Annotated in this window: 14 protein-coding genes; 4 read left to right on the plus strand and 10 right to left on the minus strand. The window is 53.8% G+C overall.

Annotated features, from left to right (window positions below):
* Positions 1–3: 3 nt before the first annotated feature.
* From FH871_RS09845 to FH871_RS09860, 4 genes are all read right to left on the minus strand, one after another.
* On the minus strand, positions 4–2,364 hold the full coding sequence (locus FH871_RS09845) for a DUF1549 domain-containing protein (protein WP_171062811.1): 2,361 nt from the start codon (positions 2,362–2,364) through the stop codon (positions 4–6).
* A 124-nt stretch (positions 2,365–2,488) separates the two neighbouring features.
* Positions 2,489–3,982 (minus strand): RagB/SusD family nutrient uptake outer membrane protein, encoded by a 1,494-nt coding sequence (locus tag FH871_RS09850; RefSeq protein WP_138991268.1) that lies wholly within the window; start codon positions 3,980–3,982, stop codon positions 2,489–2,491.
* Positions 3,983–3,993: 11 nt separating this feature from the next.
* Complete coding sequence (locus FH871_RS09855) at positions 3,994–7,047, minus strand: TonB-dependent receptor (protein WP_138991471.1); 3,054 nt, start codon at positions 7,045–7,047, stop codon at positions 3,994–3,996.
* 288 nt (positions 7,048–7,335) lie between these two features.
* On the minus strand, positions 7,336–7,587 hold the full coding sequence (locus FH871_RS09860; protein ID WP_138991269.1) for a hypothetical protein: 252 nt from the start codon (positions 7,585–7,587) through the stop codon (positions 7,336–7,338).
* A 373-nt stretch (positions 7,588–7,960) separates the two neighbouring features.
* Here FH871_RS09860 and FH871_RS09865 point away from each other — a divergent pair, with 373 nt between their 5' ends.
* Together FH871_RS09865 and FH871_RS09870 are read left to right on the plus strand one after the other, a co-directional pair.
* Positions 7,961–8,518, plus strand: a complete 558-nt coding sequence (locus FH871_RS09865; protein WP_138991270.1) for a sigma-70 family RNA polymerase sigma factor — start codon at positions 7,961–7,963, stop codon at positions 8,516–8,518.
* A 106-nt stretch (positions 8,519–8,624) separates the two neighbouring features.
* Positions 8,625–10,403 carry a glycoside hydrolase family 9 protein gene (locus tag FH871_RS09870; RefSeq protein WP_138991271.1) on the plus strand — a complete coding sequence of 593 codons (1,779 nt, stop codon included), beginning with the start codon at positions 8,625–8,627 and terminating at the stop codon, positions 10,401–10,403.
* 137 nt (positions 10,404–10,540) lie between these two features.
* Here FH871_RS09870 and FH871_RS09875 read toward each other — a convergent pair whose 3' ends face one another.
* The 6 genes from FH871_RS09875 to FH871_RS33980 form a co-directional block, all read right to left on the minus strand.
* Positions 10,541–12,790: an ELWxxDGT repeat protein gene (locus FH871_RS09875; protein ID WP_171062812.1), complete on the minus strand. Its 2,250-nt coding sequence runs from the start codon at positions 12,788–12,790 to the stop codon at positions 10,541–10,543.
* Between the two features lie 197 nt (positions 12,791–12,987).
* Positions 12,988–13,974, minus strand: coding sequence for a multidrug resistance efflux transporter family protein (locus FH871_RS09880; RefSeq protein WP_138991273.1), 987 nt, complete (start codon positions 13,972–13,974; stop codon positions 12,988–12,990).
* A gap of 118 nt (positions 13,975–14,092) precedes the next feature.
* A complete protein-coding gene (gene kbl / locus FH871_RS09885; protein WP_138991274.1) occupies positions 14,093–15,292 on the minus strand; it encodes a glycine C-acetyltransferase in 1,200 nt (399 codons plus the stop codon).
* Position 15,293: 1 nt separating this feature from the next.
* On the minus strand, positions 15,294–16,256 hold the full coding sequence (locus FH871_RS09890; RefSeq protein ID WP_138991275.1) for an NAD-dependent epimerase/dehydratase family protein: 963 nt from the start codon (positions 16,254–16,256) through the stop codon (positions 15,294–15,296).
* 631 nt (positions 16,257–16,887) lie between these two features.
* The gene (locus tag FH871_RS09895) at positions 16,888–20,148 is read right to left on the minus strand and encodes a glycosyl hydrolase (protein ID WP_138991276.1); all 3,261 of its coding nucleotides are present in this window, start codon (positions 20,146–20,148) and stop codon (positions 16,888–16,890) included.
* A 169-nt stretch (positions 20,149–20,317) separates the two neighbouring features.
* On the minus strand, positions 20,318–20,449 hold the full coding sequence (locus FH871_RS33980; protein ID WP_255516900.1) for a hypothetical protein: 132 nt from the start codon (positions 20,447–20,449) through the stop codon (positions 20,318–20,320).
* A gap of 874 nt (positions 20,450–21,323) precedes the next feature.
* Here FH871_RS33980 and FH871_RS09900 point away from each other — a divergent pair.
* Together FH871_RS09900 and FH871_RS09905 are read left to right on the plus strand one after the other, a co-directional pair.
* Positions 21,324–24,314, plus strand: coding sequence for a TonB-dependent receptor (locus FH871_RS09900; protein ID WP_138991277.1), 2,991 nt, complete (start codon positions 21,324–21,326; stop codon positions 24,312–24,314).
* Between the two features lie 48 nt (positions 24,315–24,362).
* A complete protein-coding gene (locus FH871_RS09905; protein WP_138991278.1) occupies positions 24,363–25,766 on the plus strand; it encodes a RagB/SusD family nutrient uptake outer membrane protein in 1,404 nt (467 codons plus the stop codon).
* The last annotated feature ends 26 nt before the right edge of the window (positions 25,767–25,792 follow it).

The following is a 25,792-nucleotide window of genomic DNA, read 5'->3' on the forward strand; positions in this document are numbered from 1 at the left end:
TGATCAATTAATTAACTGAAATTCAGGGTGTAAGCTAATGGCCCAGACCAGATCCTGGATGCCTTCGATGCTCGGGGTTTTACCCACAATTTTTTCGGCAACCGCCAGTTCTTTCGGTTGTGGTTCGCGCCCCAGGGCGTTTCGGTATAGTTCTTTAACGATCTGGTCCGACGACGGATATTTGGCTTTCCAGATCTGCGCGCCTTTTTTCAGGGCGTCGTTGAACTTGGCCCCGTTGGTCAACTCCAGGGCCTGCAGCAGGTTGGCCTGCGAGGTTCGGCTGGTGCTGACGGTTTCGCGGTTGGGTCGTCCCAAAGCGGTCAGGAAGGGGTCGTTCTTCACCAGCGACGCCCGCGGGAAGGGAATTTCCTGCTTGATGGTTTCCGGTAAAAGCTTGGTAGCCAGGGAAGAATCCCCGTAAACCGGGTTGAAGGCAATGCTGACGGCGTCGGCAAACTGCTCGGCCGACAGCCGACGGCGCACCATGCCTTCGAACACGAAGGTCGGAGCGGTGAGCAGGGCCGGATCTTTCACGCTGATGGATGGCAACTGGTAGGTTTTCGAGGTCAGTATGGTGGTCATCAACCGCTTGATGTCGTAGCCATTGGCCGCAAAATCAGACGCCAGCCAGTCCAGCAAATCCTGACTCCAGGGTTCGTTGTCCATCATATCGACCGGTTCGACCAGACCGCGGCCCATCAACTGCGCCCAAATCCGGTTCACGAGCGTCCGGTAGAGCCGACCATCTTTCGGTTGCACCATAAACTCGGCCAGTTCGCGGAGCCGTTGTTCGGTGGGGGCTTTTCCGTTGATGGTTCCCAGTTCTTTGAACAGAATGCCCGTGCCGGCCATTTTGCCCGTCGGTTTGTCGCAGCGGTGAATTTCCAGTGTCGTATCGGAGAACACGTTGGCGAAGGCATAGGCGTCGGCCAATTTCCAGTCGCTGATGAAACTGTCGTGGCACGAAGCGCACTTCAGGTTCAGGCCCAGCAACACCTGCGACACGTTCTGGGCGGCCTGCATTTCAGTGCTCTGGCTCGAGTTGATCGTTCCGCGCCATTTGATGCCTTTGATAAAGCCGGCCGATTCTTCGGTCGGGCTGATCAGCTCGCGTACAAACTGGTTGTACGGTTTATTCGTTTTGAGGGAATTGTAGAGCCACTTCGTAATGTCGAAGCGTCCTTTGGTGATGTAACCGGTTCCGGAGTAGTCATTGCGCAGCGCATCATTCCAGAACGTGAGCCAGTGCTGGGCGTAGTCTTCGTTGCGGTTCAGCAGTTCGGTCACCAGAATTTCCCGCTTGTTCGGGCGGGTATCCGCCGTGAAGGAGGCAATTTTGTCGGGTGTTGGCAGTAATCCCACTACGTCCAGATATACCCGGCGCAGGTAGGTGCGGTCGTCGACGACGGTTTTCCAGGCCACTTTATTCTTCTGGAAATAGACGTTGACAAACCGGTCGACCGGGTTGGTCAGATCGCCGGTAGCGGCCGGAATCGCGGGCATGCGGGGTTCCAGAGCGGCCACGCGGTAAATGCTTTTTTCGGCACCGCTGGGCCAGGGTGCGCCTTGTTTGATCCAGAATTCAAGAATCGCTATTTCTTTGTCCGTCAGTCGCTTGCCTTTGGTGGGCATGGCGTCGTCGTGACCCGCCGGGAGCTTGACCCGCCGGATCATGTCGCTGTCTTCGGGGTGACCGGCTTTCAGAATAACGCCGTTTTCGCCCCCTTTGAAGAGCAATTCTTTCTTATCCAGCCGCAGTTCTCCTTTGGTTTTGGTCGCACTGTGGCAACTGTAGCAATTGTGGGCGAGAATCGACCGGACTTCCAGGTTCAGGTCCTCGATCTGCTTGTCGGTGAGCGGTTGATTGGTGTTGCTGATGAAGGCCAGATTCGGATCCGTCGTCGAGGGCGCTTTCGCGTCCTTGCCGAAGGGCAAAACGCTGGTCAAATAGTCTTCGCCGTGGGTCAGCAAGGCGCCGTAATGGCCGGCAATGCTAACGCCGAAAACCGTCAGAAACAGCAGGCTCCGGTACAACGCCAGCCGACCCGAACGGAGCGCAAACCCGGTGACAAGGGCCAGGGCCATGGTCGTGAGGCCCGACCACTGGTGGATGGTGACGGTGTCTCCGCCGTATTCTTCCTGGTTAATCAAAATGAGCCCAAAGACCGCGGCCACTACCGAACTGATGGCACCGATCCAGACCAGGGCCGTAATACCGGACCGCAGGTCGTTGGACTTGCGGGACCAGCCAATGATTTCCAGCAACAGGGCCACGCAGAGCAAACCAACCGGAAAGTGGACGATCAGCGGATGCAGACGACCCAGAAATTGCCAAAGCCAAAAGGATTCTGTCAAAATGGTCACTTTGTAATAGGGATTAGTTGAGGGTTTTATAGGAAATGCACCTTACTGCACGGATCAATCCTACTTTAACAGTATTCCGTCCAATAAGGTGCATTTTTTACGATTAACTATCCTGCACTTTCCTTTAGTACCCCGGATTTTGAGTCAGTTTGCTGCTGATCAGAATTTGTGGGGCCGGAATCGGGAGGTAATACTCGTTGTCGGCAAACACATAATCCAGCGCGTTGAACGCAATACCGCCCCGGTCGACCGTCGGTTTTGCTTTTTCTTTCGCACCATAAGCGTTCATGAAGGCGGTCAGTTCGGCGGGCGTTTTCGTTCTCCGCAAATCGAACCAGCGGTGGTTTTCAAACGCCAGTTCCACCCGGCGCTCTTTCATGATCGCATCGCGGAGGGCTACTTTGTCCAGACCGGTTTTGGCCGCCAGACCCGCCCGTTTGCGCACCTGGTTCAGGTAATCGAACGCTTCCGCCGAAGGTCCGGTGGCTTCGTTGATCGACTCGGCCAGCATCAGCAGCACGTCGGCATACCGCAACACCGGCCAGTTGTTGTCTGTCCGGCCCGTAATCGTGTGGGGATGCGTAAACTTGATGACGTACGGGATTGGAACCACGGTGCCATTCAAGGTGTAGCTGGTTTTCAGCGAAACATCTTTGCGCAAGTCGCCGGTTTCGTAGGCTGCAATCATGTCGTTGGTCGGAATGTTCCGACCTGAGGGGGGCGTATTGGCAAAACCGGTCACAGCACCAGCCGACAGCCGGGGGGCAAAGACATAGGCAAAGTTGCTCCACTCGCCGAGGTCATTTCCGCCCTGGTACTGAATCTCGAAAATGGATTCAGGACCGTTTTTTCGGGCCGGATTGAAATTGTCGGCATACAGCGGGTTTAACGTGTAACCGGTCACCTGTTTCAGTGTCGTGACGGCATCGGCGTATTTCTTTTGGGTCAGATACGATTTGCCCAACAGACTCAGGGCAGCCCCTTTTGTCACCCGCCCCAGTTGAGCCGCCGGGTAGGTCGCCGGTAGAACCGCAACGGCTTCTTTCAGGTCTTTTTCAATCTGCGCCCAGACTTCGGCCTGCGGAGAACGCGTCAGATCAAAGGCTGCATCCGGGTTGGCCAGTGTCTGGGTAACCAGCACGACATCGCCAAAATACTGCACCAGATTGAAGTAGCCGTAGGCTCTGATAAACTTCAACTGGCCTTCGATGGGGGCTTTGATGGCGGCATCGACTGTACTTCCCGCGATTTTCTCCAGCGCATAGTTGATGTTGTACATCATGGAATAGTACTGGTTCCAGACGTTGGAAATTTCACCATTTCCCTGGTTGACGGTCGAAAACTCGAAGGCTTCCCAGCCAGCCGCGCCCCCGCGATCGAGCGGGTTGAAGTCGAGGGTGGTGTTGTCGGACGGAAATTCCTGAAAGATGTAGGCCGTACTGGTAATGGTCTGTAATTGACCGTATACGCCATTCAGGGCCTGTTGCAACTGTGTTTCGTCTTTGTAAAAAAGGTCGGCACCAATCCGGGTGGGATCGGTCGTTACCAGCATATCATCCGAGCACGAAAACTGGGCTATGCTAAGCAGAATTGTACCTATAACCGTTATTTTTTTCATGTCTGTGTCAATTAAAAGTTCAGTTTGAGACCAGCGGCAAACGTTCTCGGAATCGGATACGACTCATCGTCGTTGTTGAGTTCGGTTCCGCCCCGAACCCCGGCATCCGGGTTGTTACCAGGGTATTTGGTAAACAGGAACAGGTTGTTCGCCGTCACGAAAATCCGGGCGTCGCTCAGCACCGATTTGACTTTGGGCAGGGTGTAACCCAGCGTGACGGTTTTCAGCCAGACATAGCTGCCGTCGTAAACATACCGTTCGCTGCTCTCCCGCGACCATTTGAAGTAACTGGTACCACCCTGCGAGTTTTTCGCGTTCGGGTTAGAACCCGGATTTTCGGGTGACCGCCAGCGATCTTTCGCTTTGTCGAGCACGTTGAAAACGCCGTCCATGTTCATGGTCGAAGCCTCGATATTCCGATACACATCGAAGTCGTGGGCACCGACAAAGAGAACGTTCACGTCAAACCGTTTGTAGTCTGCTGCCACGGTCCAGGCCCAGTTGAAGGCCGGATTCGGGTTGCCGATTTCCACCATGTCCTGGGTGTCGTAAGAAATCACGCCATCGCCGGTGGCATCGAAGAACTTCATGGCGCCCGGAATGGCCCCATCCTGTTTCGGTGCTGCGTCGATTTCGGCCTGCGTGTTGAAGATGCCCAACTTCCGGTAGCCATAAATCATCCCGATGGGGCGGCCCACTTTCTGAACGTTGTAGCCACCGTAGAAACCACCATACCAGAGCATGTCGTTCGCGCCTTTGATCTCCAGGATTTTACTGCGGTTGAACGTAATGTTGGCATTGGTGCGGAAATTAACCGCCCCGATGTTGGTCCGGAAATCAGCCCCGATTTCAACCCCTTTGTTCTGTACTTTCCCGATGTTGGCCAAACTGGTGGTAAAACCGGATACGGCCGGAATCGAGATCGGCAGCAGCATGTCGTTGGTAATCTTCTTGTAGTATTCGAGATTCAACGTCAGCTTGTTGTTAAACAGGGCCAGGTCCATCCCGATGTCCAACTGGTTCGATTTTTCCCACTTCAGTTCGGAGTTGGCAAACGAACTTACCACTTTACCGGCTGCGAAGGAGTTGCCCAAAATGTAGTTATTGGCTCCTACGAACGCCAGGCTCGGGTAGTTACCGATGTCGTTGTTTCCCGTCACCCCAAAGCTGGCGCGCAGTTTCAGGTCGGTTAACCAGTCGGTTTTCGGCATGAACGATTCCTCCGTTACCCGCCAGCCGATCGAAGCGGCCGGGAAGGTTCCGTACTTGTTTTTCGCCCCAAACCGTGAGCTACCTTCCCGGCGAAACGAAGCCGAGAACAGGTATTTGTCTTTGAACGAGTAGTTGGCCCGGGCCAGTGCGGCCAGGTTGACCCAGCCGAATTCGTACGAATTGGAAGACCGGATGGAGGCCGCGCCCAGGTAGGGAACCAGGTCATCGGGGAACGTATTTCCGGTGCCGGAAAACCCGCGCACCCGCTCCTGCTGAGCCGTATAGCCGACCAGAAAGTCAAGGGAATGCTGATCGCCAATTTGGGGGTTATACGTAAGCAACTGATCCAGCGAGTAGTTGACCAGTTCTTCGGTCGTATTGGTTGAGGTGGCAATCCGCGGAGGGGCGCCAGCCGTACCGGATGCTACGGAAAGGCCAATGGTGGACGGAATATATTCCTTGTACGTGTTGTTATTCAGTTTGACGTTGGCCGAGGTTCTGAACTTGAAATTTTTCAGAAACGATACCTCGACAAACGCGTTGGTCAGCAGGTCGGCAATGCTTCTTCTGCGAAGTACGTTTTCCAGCACATACAGCGGGTTCGGAAAGCCAAAAACACCATCGACGCCGTTGCTATACGGTTTTAGACTCCCGTCGGCATTGTAGGGTGTATCCCGCGGGTCCATCAGCAGCGCACCGCCCAGCAAGGCACTCCGGCCATTCGTGTTCGCCTGGTTTTGCCGGGTATAGGTTCCGTTGATGTTCAAACCTACATTGATGAACTTGTTGACCTGTCCGCCCAGGTTGGAGCGCACCGAGATCCGGTCGTAATCCGTTTTCTTCACGACGCCATCTTCCTTGTAATAGCCGACCGACAACAGTGCCTTGAGGGGACCCTGACCGGAGGAAATCGTCAGGTTGGCATCGGTGTAGGGCGCGTTGTTGTTCAGGATCAGGCCATACCAGTCGGTTGAGTATTTCGTCTGTTCCGGATAGCGGAAACCGATCGGCACTTCTTCCAGTGTTGGCTCCCGTTTCTGCAGGATACGAATCTGATCTTCAAAGATTTCCTTTTTAAACTGGGCAAATTCTACGCCATTCAGCATTTTCACCCGCCGGGAGTCGGGCAGGGTCTGAATCCCGTAATCCAGTGAAAAATTGATATTGGTTTTTCCCTCTTTGGCATTTTTGGTCGTAATCAAAACCACCCCATTCGATCCCCGGGCTCCGTAAATGGCCGTCGATGCGGCATCTTTCAACACCGATATGCTTTCAATATCGTTGGGGTTCAGGTTCGGTCCAATGTCCGTTCCAACGGCAAATCCGTCGACAACATACAGGGGATTACTGCCCGCACCCAGCGAACCCACCCCCCGTACGCGCACCTCGAAGGTGCCGCCGGGTGTTCCGCTTTTCTGCTTCACAACGACCCCGGCGGCCCGGCCCTGCAACATCTGGTTCATGTTGTTAGCAGGCTGTTCGCCGATGTCTTTCATGTTGATGACCGATACGGCGGAGGTAATATCCTGTTTCCGCTGCGAACCGTACCCCACCACGACCACTTCATCGAGGGAGCGGTCGCCTACGGAAAGTTGCACATCGACCCGGGTCCGGTTGCCGACGGCCACTTCCTGCGACAGATACCCCACAAAGGAGAAAATCAGGGTCGCGTTGTTTTCCGGAACATCCAGACGGTAGCTGCCATCGGCGTTGGTAGAGGTTCCTTTGGTGGAGCCTTTCAGCACGACGCTGACACCCGGCAGACCTTCACCTTTTTCATCTTTAACGGTGCCGGTAACGGTCCGGTCGAGCGGGACATTTTCATTCGCATACAGACTCGTTACGGCCAGCATCAGCAGGCACAGCAGGAACGAAGCCCGAATGAAAGTACCCGGTATGGGTATGAATTGTAAGCGTTTTTTCATTGCTTTTTTGTTAAGGAAGTAGAACAATGGATACTTTTTTTGCGGTTTACACGCTGCCTGATTGTGTGGCAGCGGGGTGGTTGCCCAGACGGGCTAACCTCAAATCATGGCAGTGCCGATCAGGATCGGTTCGGCCACTTTCGGGAGCATCGGTAGAGAATTTTACGCATCAGTCTTGGGTTTAGTGAAAAAAGATAGGTCCTGGGCCATGGCACATTATCCATCGTGCTGCCACCATTTGAAATGGATTGTGTGATTTTCGGATTCATTTTCCCGCTGAACTCGGTGCTGAATTTTTGTCCATAACCGTTCTTCCAGTTGTTGTCTGGAGAGCTTACCGGTTTTTTCTTCCTGATCCTGATCCAGCAAGCTATACCAGTAGTCCATCATCTGTTTTTCCTCAGATGAGCAGACGCCATCCATGTAGCGCTGGAGCAGTTCCAAAAAGTTTTTGTGATTCGTTTGCATTCTCAGTCACAAATCCGGAATCGTCAGTATAGGGAAAGGAATTGACTATACCGGTACGTCAATCCTGAGAAGATAAACCGCAAATCGTACTGTTAAATAATTAAATATTTATATTATTGTGTGGATAATTTCTAAAAATTCTTTGTTTTGTTATAGGTAAACGTAAGCCACGGACAGCCCTTCAAGGCGTGCGGGGTTAAAATAGGACTAATCTAAGAGTTGACTTATTGTGGCCTACTTTACGGGTACGTAAACACAGGTAAGTACAGGATAGCGTGTAGGCATAAAATGGGAATCTTAGAATAATAATTTATTCTTTTCGGGGAGTGTTCTCCACAAAAACGTCAAGGCAGACCCACTATCGCTATCTTCTATGGACTACTCGGTTTTATGTGATGCCGTTTTGGTAAAACTCTTCCAAACTGGGGACGAAGAGGCTTTTCAGGCGATTTACCGCAAGTATTGGCATCCGCTTTTTGCCGTAGCCCGGAAAAAATTGTACTCGCAGGAGAACGCTGAAGAGCTGATTCAGGATCTTTTCGTGGATTTGTGGGAACGGCGACAAACCATTCAGATCGATGATCTGAAGAATTATTTATTCGGAGCGGTCAAATACAAAATACTGAATCAGATCAAAGCTGTGCTGATCCGGCAGAAATACGAAAATTTCAAGATTGCCAGCCTGTCCGACCACGATTGCCATACCGAAAATTTGCTGGCTTACGACGATCTAACCAAGGCTCTTGAACTGGGCATTGCGCATCTGCCCGACAAAACCCGGCAGATCTTCCGGCTGAACCGGATGGAAAACCACTCCGTTCGTGAAATTTCGCTTCAGCTTTGCATTCCGGAACGAACCGTCGAATACCACATCATGCAATCGCTGCGAACGCTCCGGTGTCATTTGAAAGACTATGTAGGGGCGGTTTAAAGAATAGATAAGAATCGGGTTCACAGCCTGCTTTTTCATCCAATTTTGGACCTGAAGAAACCCTAAACGCCCGGAATCGTTGTAGATTTGACTAAAATCTACGTCCATGCGATTCCCCAAACCTGCCCAACTTTCTTTTTTACTGTCTTTTTTGCTGGTGCTGAACGCCGGTTTTGCCCAAACCCAGCCGCTTTCTACCAACATCCGCCTGAATCAGGTCGGTTTTTACCCGACTGCCGCCAAAGTCGCTGTAGTCGTTGGCGATGCTTCGGGAGAATTCCGGATTACCACGCCGGATTTGAAGAAAACGGTTTTTAAAGGCACGCTGAGCAAAGCCCGCCAAAATGCCATTTCGGGAAAAACCGCCCGGTCGGCGGATTTCTCCGCACTGAAAACCACCGGTACGTTTGTCGTCCTGATTCCCGGTCTGGGGCATTCCTATCCTTTCGAAATCAAACCCAACGTTCACCGCGCCGTGGCCACCGGTTCGCTGAAAGGCTTTTATTACCAGCGGGTTTCGACGGATTTGCCCGCCCGATACGCCGGACAGTGGCGCCGTCCGGCGGGTCATGTGAGGGAAGATACCCAGGTGCTGGTGCATCCGTCGGCGGTTTCGGAAGGGCGTCCGGCGGGTACGGTCTTGTCGTCGCCGGGCGGGTGGTATGATGCCGGAGATTACAACAAATACATTGTCAATTCGGGCATCACGACGGGAACGCTGCTGGCCCTTTACGAAGACTTTCCCCAGTTTTGCCAGACCTTCAAAACCGCAATTCCCGAAAGCCAGAACAAGATACCGGACCTTCTGGACGAGTCACTCTGGAACCTCCGCTGGATGCTGACCATGCAGGACCCGGCCGATGGCGGGGTCTACCACAAACTGACCAATGCCCGGTTCGACGGCATGGTGATGCCCGACAAAGCCACGAAGGAACGGTACGTCGTTCAGAAAAGCGTGACGGCTGCTCTCGATTTTGCGGCTGTGATGGCGCAGGCCGGGCGGATTTTCAAACCGTTGAGCCGGGAAATGCTTGGTTTATCGGATTCCTGCGTGACGGCTGCCGTTCGGGCGTGGGAGTGGGCCAGGAAAAACCCGAATCTATACTACCGCCAGAATGCGATGAATGAAGCGTTTGACCCGGATGTGGTGACCGGCGAATATGGCGACCGCGACGCCAGCGACGAGTGGATCTGGGCGGCCGCCGAATTGTACGTAACCACGAAGAACGACGCCTATTATACGACGGTGAACCTGTTTCCGGACGAAAAAATGCCGTTGCCTTCCTGGGCGCAGGTTCGGCTGCTGGGGTATTACACCCTGGCCCGGTTCGAAAAAAGCCTGACGCCACTGGGTCAGAAAGACCTCCCGCAACTAAAAAAGCGGCTGACCGGTTTTGCCGATGAACTGATTCAGGGCGTTGACCAGCAGGCGTACCAAACGGTCATGGGCAAGTCGGCACAGGATTACATCTGGGGGAGCAGCGCGGTCGCGGCCAATCAGGGTATTGCGCTGGTTCAGGCGTATCGCTTGACGAACGACAAAAAATACCTGCGCAATGCCCTGACCAACTTCGATTATTTGCTGGGGCGGAACGCCACCGGTTATTGCTTCGTCACCGGTTTTGGTGACAAGCCGGTGATGAATCCGCACCACCGGCCCTCGGTAGCTGATGGCATCGAAGCCCCGGTTCCGGGCCTGTTGTCGGGCGGTCCCAATGGCAATGCACCCAAACAGGATAAATGCGAAGGCTACACGGCCACGTCGGCGGATGAGATGTTTATCGACGCGTCCTGTTCCTACGCGTCCAACGAAATTGCAATCAACTGGAACGCTCCACTGGTGTATCTGGCCGGGGCGCTGGAAGCTTTGCAGGCGGCTCACTAAAGAAGTTGGTCATCTGATTTTACCATCTTTAGTCTCGCCTTGGTCCGGTAACCCATTGCCCCGGGTTATACCCGGGGCAATGGGTTAAGCCTTTCAGGTTTGTTTTTATGACGGATCGGTATCAACTGCTGATAGAATTATTGAACCTTCAGTATTTTAATGGTTTGGGCTTGGCGGGCGCTGGCAACCCGGAGCAGAAGGACTCCCGGAGCGGTAGCAGGAACGGAAAGCGTTTGGTGCTCCACCGCAGCGGCCTGAACAACCTCTTTTTCGGCCAGCACCCGGCCCTGCACGTCGGTTAGCAGCCACCGCAAAGGTTCGCCTTCCGCCCCCCGGACTTCGAAAGTAAGCTGATCACCCTGGATCGGATTGCCGAGTACGACCACGTCGAGCGGTTTTTGCGTTTCGGCTGATTCGGTAGCAATCCGGCTTCCGTTCGGGCAGCTCAGGTTTTTGGGTGCCCATTTCAGCACGTAATTGCTGTTGAAGACCTTGGCGCTGATCGAGTAGGTTTGCCCGTTTTTTATACTTGCCGGGGTTGGGAAACTATAGGCGTGAATCCCGTTGCCTTTGCCCGAATCCTTCAGATCCTGCCGGAAAATGTTGGCGTCGATGGTGCCGATGGAATTGCCATTGGCGAAGAATTCGACTTTCATGACTGTATTTGGCAGGTTTTTATCCCAAACCCAGCCCCGCATCGTACCGCACTCTACCTTGTCGAGATACCCTTCGAAATTACCCGTTACCACCGGCCCGGGACCGGGGTTGTTGACGGCGGGCTGAACGATGACCGTGGCGCTGGACGGCGGGCTGATGCAGCCGCTGACGACGCACTGGGCGGTGTAAACGAACGTGCCGGTGACCGAGGTCGGAACGGTGATGGTGCCTGTGCCGGTCGCATTGTTTGGTCCGCTCCAGTTCAATTGTCCCGAACAGTTGGACGCCGTGAGAACCACCGCCGGGGTATTTTGAGTAACGGTTACCTTGTTTTGACCACCGGAAGCCAGGTTCGGCGCGGGCGGACTGGCGCAGGGATTGAGACGGAACAATTGCTTGGTGCCGTTTGAACCCGTAGCGGCAAAATACAGCACACCATTGAGGGGCGTTAATTCATACGGTGATGAATCGGGAACGCCGGGATTGATGTCGGCAATCGGGAGCGTACCGGCTTCGGTGCCATCGCTTTTCCAGAGTTCGAAACCGGTTGTGGCGGTTTTGGCACTCATGTACAGCACTCCGCCCATATCGGCGAAACTGGTTGCATCCGATGCTTCCTGACCGGGGTTGATGTCTTTCACCAGCACGGTTCCGGCCGTCGTGCCGTCGGTTTTCCACAGTTCCCGACCCTTTCCTGATGTATTGGCAGTAAAGAAGATCTGGTTGTTGACCACCGTCAGAAAACCCGGTACGCCGTTGGCTTCGCCTGGTGCGCCGGGAAAAATGTCTTTCAGCAGCGTGGTTCCGGGGGCCGAACCATTGCTTTTCCAGAGTTCGATCCCGGCATTCGGTTCATAGGCTTTAAAATAAGCGACACCGTTCAGGTTGGTCAGAAAGGAGACTTCGGAAGGAGAGGGGCCGGGATGGATGTCTTTCACCAGCACGGTTCCGGCGGCTGTGCCGTCGCTTTTCCAGAGTTCGCTGCCCGTGGCCGAAGTCCAGGCCGCAAAATACAGGGTGCCGTTGATGTTGGCCGAGTAAGCAATGTTGGACCCACTGGCACCGGCATAAATATCTTTCACCAGAACCGTACCGAAGGAGGTGCCGTCGCTTTTCCAGAGTTCGGAACCGTTGGTGCCGTTGTTCGCTTTAAAAAAAAGCGTTCCATTGACGTTGACCAGGTACTGCGGGTCGCCATCAGCGACTCCGTAGTTGATGTCTTTGACCAACACCGTTCCGGCTTCGGTGCCGTCGCTTTTCCAGATTTCACTGCCATGGGTGCCATTGTTGGCCCGGAAAAACAGCGTACCGTTGACATCGGTCATCCAGGCTGGAATCGACTCGTAGCCACCGCTGCGAATGTCTTTCACCAGCACGGTCCCGGCGGCTGTTCCGTTGCTTTTCCACAGTTCCTGGCCGTTGGTGCCGTTATTGGCCGCAAAAAACAGGGTGTTGTTGACCACGATCATGCGCACGGGTGACGAACTGGCCGCGCCGGGATTGATGTCTTTCAGCAACACGGTTCCGGCGGCTGTTCCGTCACTTTTCCAGAGTTCGGCTCCGTTGATGCCGTCGTTGGCGCTGAAATAAATGGCGCCATTGTACTGAATGATTTCGGTAATGCCGCCCGGGAAGCTTTTAAGGGAAATGGGCTGGGCCTGAACCGAAAAAGTGCCAATCAGGCTGAGCCAGCACCCCAGAACGAGGTGAATAAACGTAGATTTTTTCATGATGTTCAAAAGTAAATGGTGTGGAGAACGTAACGATGGCGTAAAACTAGGCAGGAAATTCGGCGGGCAGGAACGCGAGTTAACAACAGGGGAATCCGAACAAATAATCGGTGACATTTACCAATACCTGGCAATAAAGGCAACGACGCCTACCCCGCTCTGTCGTTGGGCGGGGTAGGTAAAACCGTACAGGAATGTTAGAGAGCGTGATCCGGTTGCAGGATTTTTTTGGATTTGTTGCTTTTGACCGACAGAAAGACGTAGTAACCCAGCCCGAGCAGCATGATGAGAAAACCCAGATTGCCGTAAAAACCGGGCCAGCCGACGCCTTTGAAAAGGATCTCACCGATCAGCGTAAAGAAGATGGTGGTGACCTGCGTCGCTTCGACCGTGGCCAGGGCCGTGGGGTTTTTCCGAACCAGTTGAATGGCTTTGAAGAATAAAACGCTGCCCAGAACCCCCGAAAAAAGGGCGGCCATCAAAGACGAAAACACCTGCACTTTGGCCGGCGGGCCGGATTCGTAAAAACCGTACATCGCCAGGAGGATCAACACCGGCAGACTCCCCAGACACATGCCCAGAACACGTTGCCAGGCGCTCAGGTGAATGTTTCGGTGTTCCAGATCCAGCATCAGTTTGCGGTTACCGAGCGGCCACAGGAAGGCGGCCACCAGCGTTAAGCCCAGGCTAATCAGGGTTGAATCACCCAGGTGGAAAGATTTCATTTTCTCAAGCTGCATCACCGCAATGCTGACCACGAGCAGGGCCGAAAGCAGCAGGGCTTTTCGGGGAATGATGGCCCGGTGATCCGAATAAATGAACGGTGCCAGCAGTAAACCCGCCAGAATGGTGATTTCAAAACCGGCCGCTACGAGCCAGCCGGGTGCGAAAAGCGAGGCAAATGTCAGAAAGGCGTAGAAAATGCCGAAGCCGATGTTGCCCCAGATCAGAAACGTGCCGGGCATCTGTTTCATGGCCACCAGCAGCGGTTTTAACTGACGGTTACCGGCAACGATGATCAACAGAAAAGGAAGCAGGAGCCAATACCGGAGGGAAGCCGTCCAGGCCCAGTGTGAACCGGAAAAAGCCATCAGACTGTTGACAATCAGTCCAACGGAGAGGAACAGGTTACTGACCAATCCCAGCGCAATGGCCTGGATAACGGTTTTGCTTTCTTTTGTCATTGATTTACAGTGGGTTGTATTCTTTCTGCCGAAACGCAACGCAATGACATGAACACAAATCCCCCTACCCGGTATGTTCCGACCGGCCGCAGGCTGTATGATAGGGGAATGAATTCGATCAGGCGGGAATCACGCCCAGTTCCTGACCAATTTTGGTGAAGGCGGCCACCGCTTTTTCCAGGTGCTCCGGCTCATGACCCGCCGAAATCTGAACCCGAATCCGGGCTTTGCCCTTGGGAACAACCGGGTAGAAGAAACCGATGACGTAGATGCCTTCTTTCAGCAACCGGGCGGCAAACTCCTGCGCCAGCGGTGCGTCGTAGAGCATGATCGGGACAATCGGGTGTTCGCCGGGGATGATGTCGAAGTCGGCCGCAGTCATCGCTTCCCGGAAATACCTGGTGTTGGTTTCCAGTTTGTCCCGCAGGTGCGTCGATGCATTCAGCAACTCCAGCACCTTCAGCGACGCGCCGACAATCGATGGCGCCAGCGTGTTGGAAAACAGATAAGGCCGCGACCGCTGGCGGAGCAGTTCGACGATTTCTTTCCGGGCTGCCGTAAAACCGCCGGAAGCTCCGCCGAGTGCTTTTCCGTAGGTGCCGGTGATGATGTCGATTCGCCCCAGAACGTTGCGGTATTCGGCGGTGCCACGGCCCGTCCGGCCCAGAAAACCGCTGGCGTGGCATTCGTCGATCATCGTCATGGCACCATATTGGTCGGCCAGATCGCAGATTTTATCCAGTTGGGCAATGGTTCCGTCCATCGAAAAAGCGCCATCGGTAACAATCAGTTTACGGCGTGACGAGGATGCGGCCTGTAGCTGAGCTTCCAGATCGGCCATGTCGTTGTGTTTATACCGGAACCGTTTGGCCTTGCACAACCGGATTCCGTCGATGATCGACGCGTGGTTGAGCTCGTCCGAGATGATGGCGTCTTCTTCGTTCAGCAAGGGTTCAAAAACGCCCCCGTTGGCGTCGAAGGCAGCCGCGTATAAAATGCAGTCTTCCGCACCGACGAACTCGGCGGTTTTTTGCTCCAGTTCCTTGTGAATGTCCTGGGTTCCGCAGATAAACCGCACCGACGACATGCCGAAACCGTGGCTCTCAAGGGCCTGGTGAGCGGCTTCGATCACGTCGGGGTGGGAGGAAAGTCCCAGGTAATTATTGGCACAGAAATTCAACACTTTTTGTCCGTCTTTCACGGCAATAATCGCCGACTGCGGGGAGACAATAATTCGCTCGGACTTGTAAAGACCGGCTTCCTTGATGGCATCCAGTTCCTGCTGAAAGGATTCGCGGGTGGTTTCGTAAGGGATCATATTAGTTCAATTGGGATTGTGGATCGTAAATTTGGGTGAGTTGGGCAATCATTTCGCGGGTCATGGCGGGCAGATCGTAGTGTGGTTGCCAGCCCCAGTCGTGCCGGGCCGCCGAATCATCGATGGTTTTGGGCCACGAATCGGCGATTTCCTGCCGAAAATCCGGTTTATAACGGGCAACAAAATCCGGAAAATACGTTTGAATGGACGCCGTCAGTTCGGCGGGCGTAAAACTCATGCCGGTCAGGTTATACGACGTCCGAACCCGAACCCGATCCGCATCCGCTTCCATCAGTTCCATCGTGGCCCGAATCGCATCGTCCATATAGATCATAGGCAACCGGGTGTTTTCGGCCAGAAAACACTCAAACGGCAAGTGTTGAACCGCCTTGTGGTAAATGTCGACGGCATAATCCGTGGTTCCTCCGCCGGGCATGGACTGGTAGCTGATGACGCCGGGGTAGCGCAGAGAGCGAATGTCTAGCCCGTATCGTTTGTGGTAATACATCGACCAGTTTTCGGCGGCCACTTTGCTGATGCCGTACACCGTCGAGGGGTCCATGTAGGCGGTTTGCGGTGTTTCGTATTTGGGAGAATGATCGCCGAAAGCCGCAATGGAACTGGGAACGAACACTTTGTCGAGTTGATAGGTCCGGCCTACTTCAAAGACGTTCAGCAGGGTTTGCATGTTCAGGTTCCAGGCACTGATCGGGTCGGATTCGCCTTTGGCCGAGAGAACGGCAGCCAGGTGGTAAATCTGGGTAATGTTATATTTTCGGACCAACCGGGCCAGCTCGTCCGGTTGCGTGGCATCCAGGATTTCAAACGGCCCCTGCGGCAGGGTCGGCATTCGTAAATCCGACGCTATCACGGAGTCGATTCCGAAACAGTCCTGCAGACTGGGGAGCAGAGCCGTACCGATTTGTCCGTTGGCTCCGATCAGTAAAATAGTGTCTCGCTTCATGTACGTGTGGTCTCAGAAAGCTGAAAAAGGGTTGTTGATGAAGTCGTTCGAGCGTAAAAAGAGGACAAGATGTTTTTGATAATTTTCTTTACAAATCTAAATAATAAACGATTTTAACTTATATAATGGATAAAACTCAATTAATATTGCTGATTTTATTTTAATTGTCAGGAATATAATCTGAATTCGCTTTCGGTCTTACCGACTGACAGAAATTTTTTCTAGACGTATTGGGCAGGACCCGGCAAAACGTGTCAAAATGCCGGTAAAGAGAGGGTAATCGAGTAGACAAAGCGAATGCAAAACCGTTGGGTAAGTCCTTCCTGGAGAAAGCAAACGGTTTCAACGGAAACAGGACAAAGAGGATCTGGTACTGGTTTTTTGAGTTCGTTCAGGCGGTTTTCGCCAGGAAATGCCTGAGGAAGAAATCCAATAAAACGAATGATTTCCGGTGAACAAATCTTGGTCAGAATCGGAACTTACGGGTCGCCAGGCGACCTCAAGAGAGGAGAAATGGGGGCGTTTTGTCAGGAAACCGCTTTAAAACAAGTGTGAAAAAAGAAGAAAGTCGTGAAAGATAGGAAAACTGGTCTTTTCTTTCCCGTCTTTCTTCTCACATCGCACAAAATCATTATGGCGTAATGGCCGGGATGCGTTGCTCGGTTACCAGTCGATTGAACTCCGGAACCTGCTGATTAATAATGTCTTTCAGTTTGGTTAGCGAACCGTCGACCTGTTTTTCCAGGGCTTCATAAACCGTGTAAGACGATTTGGTTGGTTTGGTATCAGCCGACGAAACGACCGAACTAACGCCCGCCAGTTTGTCATTCAACCGGATGGGATACGCCAGTGCATCCTGCTGCGCTTTTGATTTGGGCTGCATCAGCTCCGACTCCAGTTTGTCCAGCGTTTCGAGCATGGGCTGCGTCACTTTCTTGAATTTTGCCGCCACCGCCGGGTCTTTTACGTCCTTCATGTAACCGCTCACCTGATTCCGGATCTGGCGAATCTGGTTGATGCCCTTGTGTGTTTCCGACAGCTTGTTGTTAATCTTCGACAACAGGTCAAACTGCGCTTTGTAATCCGCATCCGTCAGTTTCAGGCGGGGGTCTTTCAGGATTTCGAACGGTTGTTCGGCCACCAGCGAATCACCCAGCAAAAGCCGGACTTTGTATTGTCCCGGCACCACTTTGGCGCCCGTTCCACGGCCGGTCCACATCACGTTGATGCCATCGACCGGGGTTACATCCGGATACCGCATGTCCCACACAAAGGCGTTCATGCCTGCTAAAGCCGGGGCCGTTCCCGGTCTTTTCGCCGTCGCATCGTCGTAAAATTCCTTTGCGATTTTCAGTGGGGCTCCCTTTTTGTCTTTGGTATTGGAATACGTGATGATCGTGTCTCCCGCCGTGGTCATGAAGAGTAACTTCAGTTCTTTGGCTGGTTTGTTTTTCAGGTAATACCGCACCAGAACACCGTTGGGCGCGTTTTCGCCTTCGTCCAGCGAGGGACCGCTGCGCAGGTTTTCGGTTCCGCCGTCCATCCGGTAGGCCGGGCGCGGTTTGAACAAATGGATCGATTTGCCCGCTAACGTTCCCTTGGCCTGCTGATCGGCGATCTCGTGCAGGGGCGTAATGTCGTCCATGATCCAGAACGATCGGCCGTGCGTGGCCACCACCAGGTCCTTCTCCCGTTTGTGAATCTGGAGGTCGCGGATGGGTGTGATGGGCAGGTTCAGATTCAGCTTCTGCCAGGAAGTTCCATCGTTGAACGACACGTACACACCGCGTTCAGTACCGGCATACAACAGACCGGCTTTGTTGGGATCTTCCCGAACCACATGGCAATATTCGTCCGCCGGAATGCCCGCCGTGATTGCCGTCCAGGTTTTGCCGTAATCCGTTGTCTTGAACAGATACGGTTTCCGGTCGCCCGACATGTAGCGTTTGGCCGCCAGATACGCCTTACCGGTCGTGTGCTCGGACGGGTGAATCATGCTCATGATGGCCCATTCCGGTAGTTGCGAAGTCGGCGGGGTAATTTTCTGCCAGCTTTTGGCACCGTCGCGGCTGATGTGCATCAACCCGTCGTCGGAGCCTGCCCAGAATACGTTTTTCTCGATGGGCGATTCGGCAAAGGTGAAAACCGTCGGAAACGTCTCGGCACCGGTATTGTCTTTCGTGATCGGCCCGCCCGTATCACCCTGCGTTTTCGGGTCGTTGCGCGTCAAATCCGGGCTGAGGTCTTCCCAGGTGTGTCCATAATCGTAGCTGCGGTGAACGTGTTGCGAGGTCACATACAGGGCTTTGGGGTCGTGCGGAGAAAAGACAATCGGGAACGTCCACTGAAACCGGTATTTCCGGTCGGCGGAAGGCGCACCCATGCTGTAGTCCGGGTAGACGTTGATGCGCTGGTTCTGATCGGTCGCCTTGTCGTAGCGGGTGATCAAACCGTCGTAACTTCCCCCGAACGTCACTTCGGGATTGTTGGGGTCGGACGTAATGTAGCCCGACTCGCCACCAGCCACCTGATACCAGGCTCCGGCACCGATTGAGAAATCCGTCGTGCGGCTGGCAATCCGGATCGCCGAATTGTCCTGCTGCGCACCGTAGAGGTTATACGGAAAGTCGTTATCGAGCGAAACGTGGTAAAACTGCGCCGTCGGGATGTCGATGTCGGAGAACGTTGCCCCGCCGTTGTAGGTCACTTCAGCCCCGCCGTCGTCGGCAATGATGAAGTTTTGCGGGTTCTTCGGATTCCACCAGATGTCGTGCGTATCGCCGTGGTGAACCGGAATCCGGGAGAAGGTTTTACCGCCATCGTACGACTTTAAGGCATTCACGTTCAGGATGATCAGGCCGTTTTCGTTCTGCGGGTCGGCCGCCAGCATCATGTAATACCAGGGGCGTTGCCACAGGTTTTTGTCTTCGTTGATCAGTTGCCAGGTCATGCCCGCATCGTCGGAACGGTACAAACCGCCTTTGGCATTTTCGACCATCGCATACAGGCGGTTGGAGTTGACCGGCGAAACCGTGATGCCAATTTTTCCGAGCAGACCTTTGGGCATACCCGGTTTGTCGTGCAGGCTGATCCAGGTGTCACCGCCGTCGGTCGATTTGTATAAACCGCAACCCGGTCCACCGCTGCTCATCATGTAGCTATTGCGGTAGGCCTGCCACATCGACGCGTAAACGATCGACGGATTGTTGGGGTCGAGTTCCACCACGGCGGCACCCGTGCTGTCGTTTTTGGCCAGAATGTGTTTCCAGGATTTGCCGCCGTCGGTCGTCCGGAAAACACCGCGTTCCTTGTTGGGTGCAAACGGATTGCCCAGAGCCGCAACGTAGGCAATGTCAGGGTTTTGGGGATGGACTTCGATGTTACCAATGGCGTCGGCCATCTTCAGGCCCATGTGTTTCCAGGTCTTGCCGGCATCGGTCGATTTGTAGACGCCGTCGCCGTACGAAATGTTGCTGCGAATGTCGGATTCGCCCATGCCGACGTAAATAATATTCGGATCGGAGGGGGCGACAACAATCGCACCGACCGAACTGGATTTGAATGTGCTGTCGGAAATCGAAAGCCAGTTGGCCCCGCCATCGACGGTTTTCCAGACGCCACCGCCGGTAGTTCCGAAGTAGTAAGTAAGGGGTTGGTCGACGTGACCGGCTGCCGCCAGGGAGCGCCCACCCCGGAACGGCCCGATGTTACGCCACCGCAAGCCGTTGAAAAGGCTTTCCGAAAGTGGAGAAACGGCGGGGGAGGGGGAAGCGGTTTTGGCTTTTCGCTGGGCCACGGCCAGGTCGGGGCTCAGGAGCAAACCCAGCACGACCCACGCAACGGCGGCTGAGGCCCGATTGCCCAAAAAAGATGCTGATAAATGATTTTTCATGAACGAAAGATAAGAGTTGTGCAGGGCCGTACAAGTCGGGCATAGGCCCAAGAGCACGACATCTGTGGGACGTATTTTCTGGTAAAACACCGGGCAACGACTGCTCCGAACACGCCGGGTCAGGCCGCACATAACACGTCGGTCGGAGACAGTCGGGCCGGTATACCAATCAAGCAAGATCTTCAGGTTTTTTGCTACAGACCCCAAACCGTTTTTCCGTGCCTTCCTGCAACTCCCCTTCCAGAATGGCAATGCACACAGAAAAACCGTTCAGGTTGTAAAAACCCGTTACAATACGCAATGATGAATGATCTGGATTGTCAATGACAACCCGATACAGTTGTTATTTCAACTGCTGGTTTCGCTACAGGCTTCGAGTGCGGCTGGAAGCGGGTAGCGGGTGGTAAGCCTTGTAAATATTTCGTAAACTCCTCCCAAATATTAGAAGCAATCCAACCGATGTCAAGTTTAATAGTATTTTAATTTTGACAAGTAATGATTTTCGCAGATAGAAAAAACAATATAAAAGAATAGTGCAAAATTCGGTTTGCTTTGTTTTGGATATTCAGGGAAAAACCAATATATCTGCTCACCAATCCAATTGTTTCGATGTACAATATATTCCGTCTATTTGACAATGGGTGGAGAAAATAATAAGCTAAATTTTGTTTTAACAATAAAAAACACTGTTTCAAGTTGAAATAAAAGAAAATATTATTGATCTTTTTCTTTGTATTAAAATTGGCTTTTTCCTAAATTTGCCAAAGAATATTCTTCGTAGCTCTCCAAGCACATTCTCAGGGTTTGCTTCATCCGCCAACTCTGTTTATTCCCTTCCAGTCAAGCAAGAAAAGTAGCCGTTTGGAACCAATTCAGACGGAGTTTCCCATTTCTAACCACAAGTTATCATGGCTACTACTTTCTTACATACCGCTGCCAGGCCGGCACACTAACAGCCGCTGGTTTTTCAAATACACGAATACCGACTCGTCTACGGCGTCCGATCTGCCTGCCCGGTACGCTGGCCTGTGTGCCACGTGTGTCCGGCGAGAGCGTAACCTGTTTGCAAACGGAAATGAATCGACCCCAATCACCGGACTAGTAAATCCGGGAAGGCTGCTACGTCCGTTGCCCACCTCCACCGGAGTTTGTGTAACCCAAAATCAACTCATCAAATGAAGCAAATTGCTACTGTTCTTATTCTTATTTTTTCCGCCCATCTGCTGCATGCGCAGGACCGCATCCTGAAAGGAATCGTGAACAGCCAGGAAGAAAATACCGGCATACCGGGCGTGAATGTGGTGCTGAAAGGCACTTCGATCGGCACGACCACCGATGCCAATGGGGCCTATCAGCTCAGCATCAGTACCAAAGGCGGAACGTTGGTTTTTTCGTCCATTGGATTCCAGAATAAAGAAGTGGTCATCGGAAACCAGTCGAAAATCGATGTGGCCCTGGTGACCGATACCAAGATCTTATCGGAAGTGATTGTGACCGGGTACGGAACGCAGGCCCAGAAAACCATCACGGGTTCCATTGCGTCGGTGAGCGGCAAAGCCATCGAAAACATTCCGGCACCGAGCAGCGACCAACTCCTGCAGGGCCGGGCCGCCGGGGTGCAGGTGAGCGCCAACTCCGGTACGCCCGGGGGCGGCATGATGGTCCGGGTACGGGGAACGACTTCCATCAATGGCTCCAGCGATCCGCTCTACGTCGTCGACGGTATTCCGATTCAGTCGGGGAGCCTTTCGGCGATTGGCCTGGGCGGAAGCACTACCAACCCCATCGCCGACATCAACCCGGCTGATATTGCCTCCATGGAAATTCTGAAAGATGCCTCTGCCACCGCGATTTACGGCGCGCGGGCGGCCAATGGCGTCGTGCTGATTACCACCAAACGCGGTGCCAACAAAAAAGCGAAAATCAGCTTCGGTACCTACATCGGTACGCAGAACCTGTGGCGTAAACCCGCCGTGGTCGACGGAACGACCTTCGAAACGCTGATCAACGAAGCGTCGGTCAACAACGGGCAGAAGGCTCCGTATGCCAACCCGGCCGGAACCATCAACACCGACTGGAGAGAGCCGGTTTTTCAGAACGGACTCCTGCGCAACCACGACCTGTCGATTACGGGTGGTACCGACAAAATCCAGTACCTGGTTTCGGTCAACAACTTCTTTCAGGAAGCCGTCATCAAAGGCTCGGATTTCAAACGGACGAGCGGTCGGGTCAACCTCGACTTTACGCCCATCAACAAAGTGAAAGTCGGAACCAGCGTTCTGTTCTCCCGCAACTTCCGGAACCGGGTCCGGAACGACGACAACATTTCCGGTGCGCTGGAAGGCTCCTTCTTTCTGCCGCCCAACCTGCCTTTCTACCAGGCCAATGGATCATATACCAAGTTCGGAACCTTCGAAAGCCCACTGGCGGCTGTTGAACACAACGACATCACGATGTCGACCAACCGGTTTCTGGCCAATGTATACGCCCAATACGATATCATACCGGGTCTGAGTCTGCGGTCCAGCTTCAGTCTGGACTACAGCAACATCCAGGAAGATCTTTACGACGACACGTTTCTGAACAACGGTGCTGCAGTCAACGGCTCGGCCCGTTCTGTCAACACGCGGGATGATAACTGGGTGCAGGAGAACGTGTTGACGTTTCAGCGGAGTTTCGGCAACCACTCGATCAATGCGCTGGTGGGAACGTCGGTTCAGGAATCGGTTTTCAGCCGGACGTCGGCTACGGGCCAGCAGTTTCCCAGCAACGACTTCCGCAAAATCATCTCGGCGGCTGTTCAAACCGGTACGTCTGAAGGCTCCAGTTGGGGAATCGCTTCGGTATTTGGCCGGTTTGTATACGACTACAAAAACAAATACCTGGCAACGGTGAATGTCCGGCGCGATGGTTCTTCCCGGTTCGGGGTGGCCAATCGCTGGGGAACGTTCCCGTCGGTGGCCGTGGGCTGGCTGCTCTCCGAGGAGTCGTTCATGAAATCGGTGTCGGCAATCAATGTCCTGAAACTCCGGGCCAGCTACGGTTTTACGGGGAACCAGAGCGGGATTACGAATTTTCAATCCCTGGGCCTCTGGGGTGGCAACCTGAACGACCTGGGCGATGTGTCCGGTTCTTCGGCTTACGTGAACTTGCCGGGAACGGCACCCGTGCAGTTGGCCAACCCCAATCTGAAATGGGAAACCACGGAGCAAACCAACGTTGGGCTTGATGTGGGTTTGCTGAAAAACCGTCTGAAAATCACCGCCGACTATTACGTCAAGAATACGCGGGATCTGTTGCTGGCCGTTCCGGTCCCCCGGACGTCCGGTTTCAATACGCTGGTGCAGAACTACGGTTCGGTGCAGAACAGTGGGGTCGAACTGGGCATCAATGCCGACGTCATGCGCGGTGGAGCGGATAAGCTCGACTGGAATGTGAACTTTAACATTGCCACAAACAGAAACCGCCTGACCAAGCTGGCCGCGCCGTTCACCGTCTACAACCGGGATATTTACCGCTACGAAGAGGGTTACTCCATGTATTCGTTCTATTTCCACGAGCAAACCGGCGTCAACCGGGAAACGGGAGCCCCCATCTTTACCGATGTGAATGCAGATGGCAAGTTTGACGCCAACGTCGATCGCAAGATCGTGGGCAACGCCAACCCGGACTTTTTCGGCGGGATCACCAACACACTGGCTTACAAAGGTTTCGACCTGATGTTCTTCTTCCAGTATTCTTATGGAAACATGCAGTTGCACTGGAACCGCTTCTTCCAGGAACACGGAGGTACGCGGAACACCAACTTCATGACGAGCCAACTGGATCGCTGGCAAAAACCGGGTGATGAAACGATGATCCCGAAAATGACGGCGGAAAACTATTCCGGCAACCTGCGCCCTTCGCGCTTTCTGGAAGATGGTTCATACATGCGTCTGAAAAACCTTTCGATCGGCTACAGCCTGCCGGCTACGCTGCTGAGCAAAATCAAGCTGTCGAGTGCGCGGGTTTACGTGTCCGGTCAGAATGTCCTGACGTTTACGAAGTACACCGGTTTGGATCCGGAGCTGACCGGAACGGCGGCTACCAACCTCACGCAGGGCATCGAGTTCTACACAATGCCGCAACCGCGGGTGTATATGGCTGGTATCAACGTGAGTTTTTAACCGTTCTCAACCGCTACTGATAGGATGTACCCATTTAAAATTGACGCCATGAAAAGACTGAATCATATTCTTCTGACCACTGCTTTGTGCAGTGTATTGACGGCCTGTGATGTGCTGGATCAGGAACCGCAGGCCGAGGTGTCGGAAAGCGTGGCCGTTACCAACCTGAAAGGTGCCACGGCGGCCATGGCCGGGATGTATAACCAGCTCCAGGACGGCAACTATTACGGGCGAAACTTCGTCCTGATGGGCGATGTCGCAGCCGACATTTCACAGAGCGTAGGAACCTGGGATTTTTACCGGGAAATGGACACCTACGTGACCGCACCGGCCAACCGCGAAAATGCCGCCATGTGGACCCGGGCCTACCGCGCGGTCAACATCGCCAACACGCTGATCGAAGCCGTTCCGACCCTGACGGATATTCCGGATGCCACCAAGAACGCCATTCTGGGGCAGGCGTATTTTATCCGGGGCCTGACGTTTTTTGATCTGACCCGGTCATATGGGGGTGTGCCGGGTGTGGTAGGGACGATGGGCATTCCGCTGGTGCTGAAGCCTTCCAAACAGGTCGACGATTCGTTGTTTCCGAGCCGGGCTACGCTGGTGGAGTCCTATGCGCAGGTCGAAAGCGATCTTCTGAAGTCGCTTGAGCTATTGCCGGAAACGCACGCGAACATCACAACCACCCGTTCGCAGGCCGTGAAGGGAACTGCCCGGGCGCTGCTTTCCCGCCTGTATCTGTATACCAACAAGCCACAGAAAGTGATCGAGTATGCCAACCTGGTCATCAACGACAGCAAATATGCGCTGCTGGGTTCCTACGAATCGATTTTCTCGGGCGCTTTTTCCACCGAATCCATCTTCGAACTGGCGTTTGGTTCGACGGACCAGAGCGGTCTTCGCAACTGGTATTTCCCTTCCAGCCTGGGTGGCCGGGGCGACATTGCCATTCACGAAGGTTTCTATGCTGAACTGATTGCCAATCCGAACGATGTGCGGGGCAAAATGACGGCCCGTGACAATGTGGTCGGCGTGTATTACTCGACGAAATACCAGAAAGCCGGTAACATCGATAACGTTCATATTTTACGGATTGCCGAGGTGTATCTGAACCGGGCGGAAGCCCTGGCCCAGACCGGGGATCTGACCGGTGCTTTGGCCGATCTGAACCGCATCAGGACGCGGGCCGGGCTGGCTGCTTCAACGGTCACCGGTTTGCAGCCGACCTTGCAGGCCATCTGGCAGGAACGGAAAATTGAGCTGGCGTTTGAAGGCCACCGCTTCTTTGATCTGGTCCGGACCAACCAGGCCCTGACCAAACTGGTGGCCGTGGCCCGGAAAAACGGTCCGCCGATTACGCTGACGAACGCGGGCCGGCAGGTTTTCCCGATTCCCCTGGCAGACATCGATTCCAATAAGAATCTGGATCAGAATGAAGGCTACCGCTAGAGAATCGGCCCGGAATTGGACGCTCG

This window comes from Larkinella sp. C7, assembly GCF_006149005.1.
Classification (GTDB): Bacteria; Bacteroidota; Bacteroidia; order Cytophagales; family Spirosomataceae; genus Larkinella.

Coding starts and splice junctions, on each gene's coding strand:
- FH871_RS09900 (WP_138991277.1), top strand. CDS start 21,324: ATGAAGCAAATTGCTACTGTTCTTATTCTTATTTTTTCCGCCCATCTG.
- FH871_RS09850 (WP_138991268.1), bottom strand. CDS start 3,982: ATGAAAAAAATAACGGTTATAGGTACAATTCTGCTTAGCATAGCCCAG.
- FH871_RS09880 (WP_138991273.1), bottom strand. CDS start 13,974: ATGACAAAAGAAAGCAAAACCGTTATCCAGGCCATTGCGCTGGGATTG.
- FH871_RS09870 (WP_138991271.1), top strand. CDS start 8,625: ATGCGATTCCCCAAACCTGCCCAACTTTCTTTTTTACTGTCTTTTTTG.
- FH871_RS09875 (WP_171062812.1), bottom strand. CDS start 12,790: ATGAAAAAATCTACGTTTATTCACCTCGTTCTGGGGTGCTGGCTCAGC.
- kbl (WP_138991274.1), bottom strand. CDS start 15,292: ATGATCCCTTACGAAACCACCCGCGAATCCTTTCAGCAGGAACTGGAT.
- FH871_RS09865 (WP_138991270.1), top strand. CDS start 7,961: ATGGACTACTCGGTTTTATGTGATGCCGTTTTGGTAAAACTCTTCCAA.
- FH871_RS09860 (WP_138991269.1), bottom strand. CDS start 7,587: ATGCAAACGAATCACAAAAACTTTTTGGAACTGCTCCAGCGCTACATG.
- FH871_RS09895 (WP_138991276.1), bottom strand. CDS start 20,148: ATGAAAAATCATTTATCAGCATCTTTTTTGGGCAATCGGGCCTCAGCC.
- FH871_RS09890 (WP_138991275.1), bottom strand. CDS start 16,256: ATGAAGCGAGACACTATTTTACTGATCGGAGCCAACGGACAAATCGGT.
- FH871_RS09855 (WP_138991471.1), bottom strand. CDS start 7,047: ATGCTGGCCGTAACGAGTCTGTATGCGAATGAAAATGTCCCGCTCGAC.
- FH871_RS09905 (WP_138991278.1), top strand. CDS start 24,363: ATGAAAAGACTGAATCATATTCTTCTGACCACTGCTTTGTGCAGTGTA.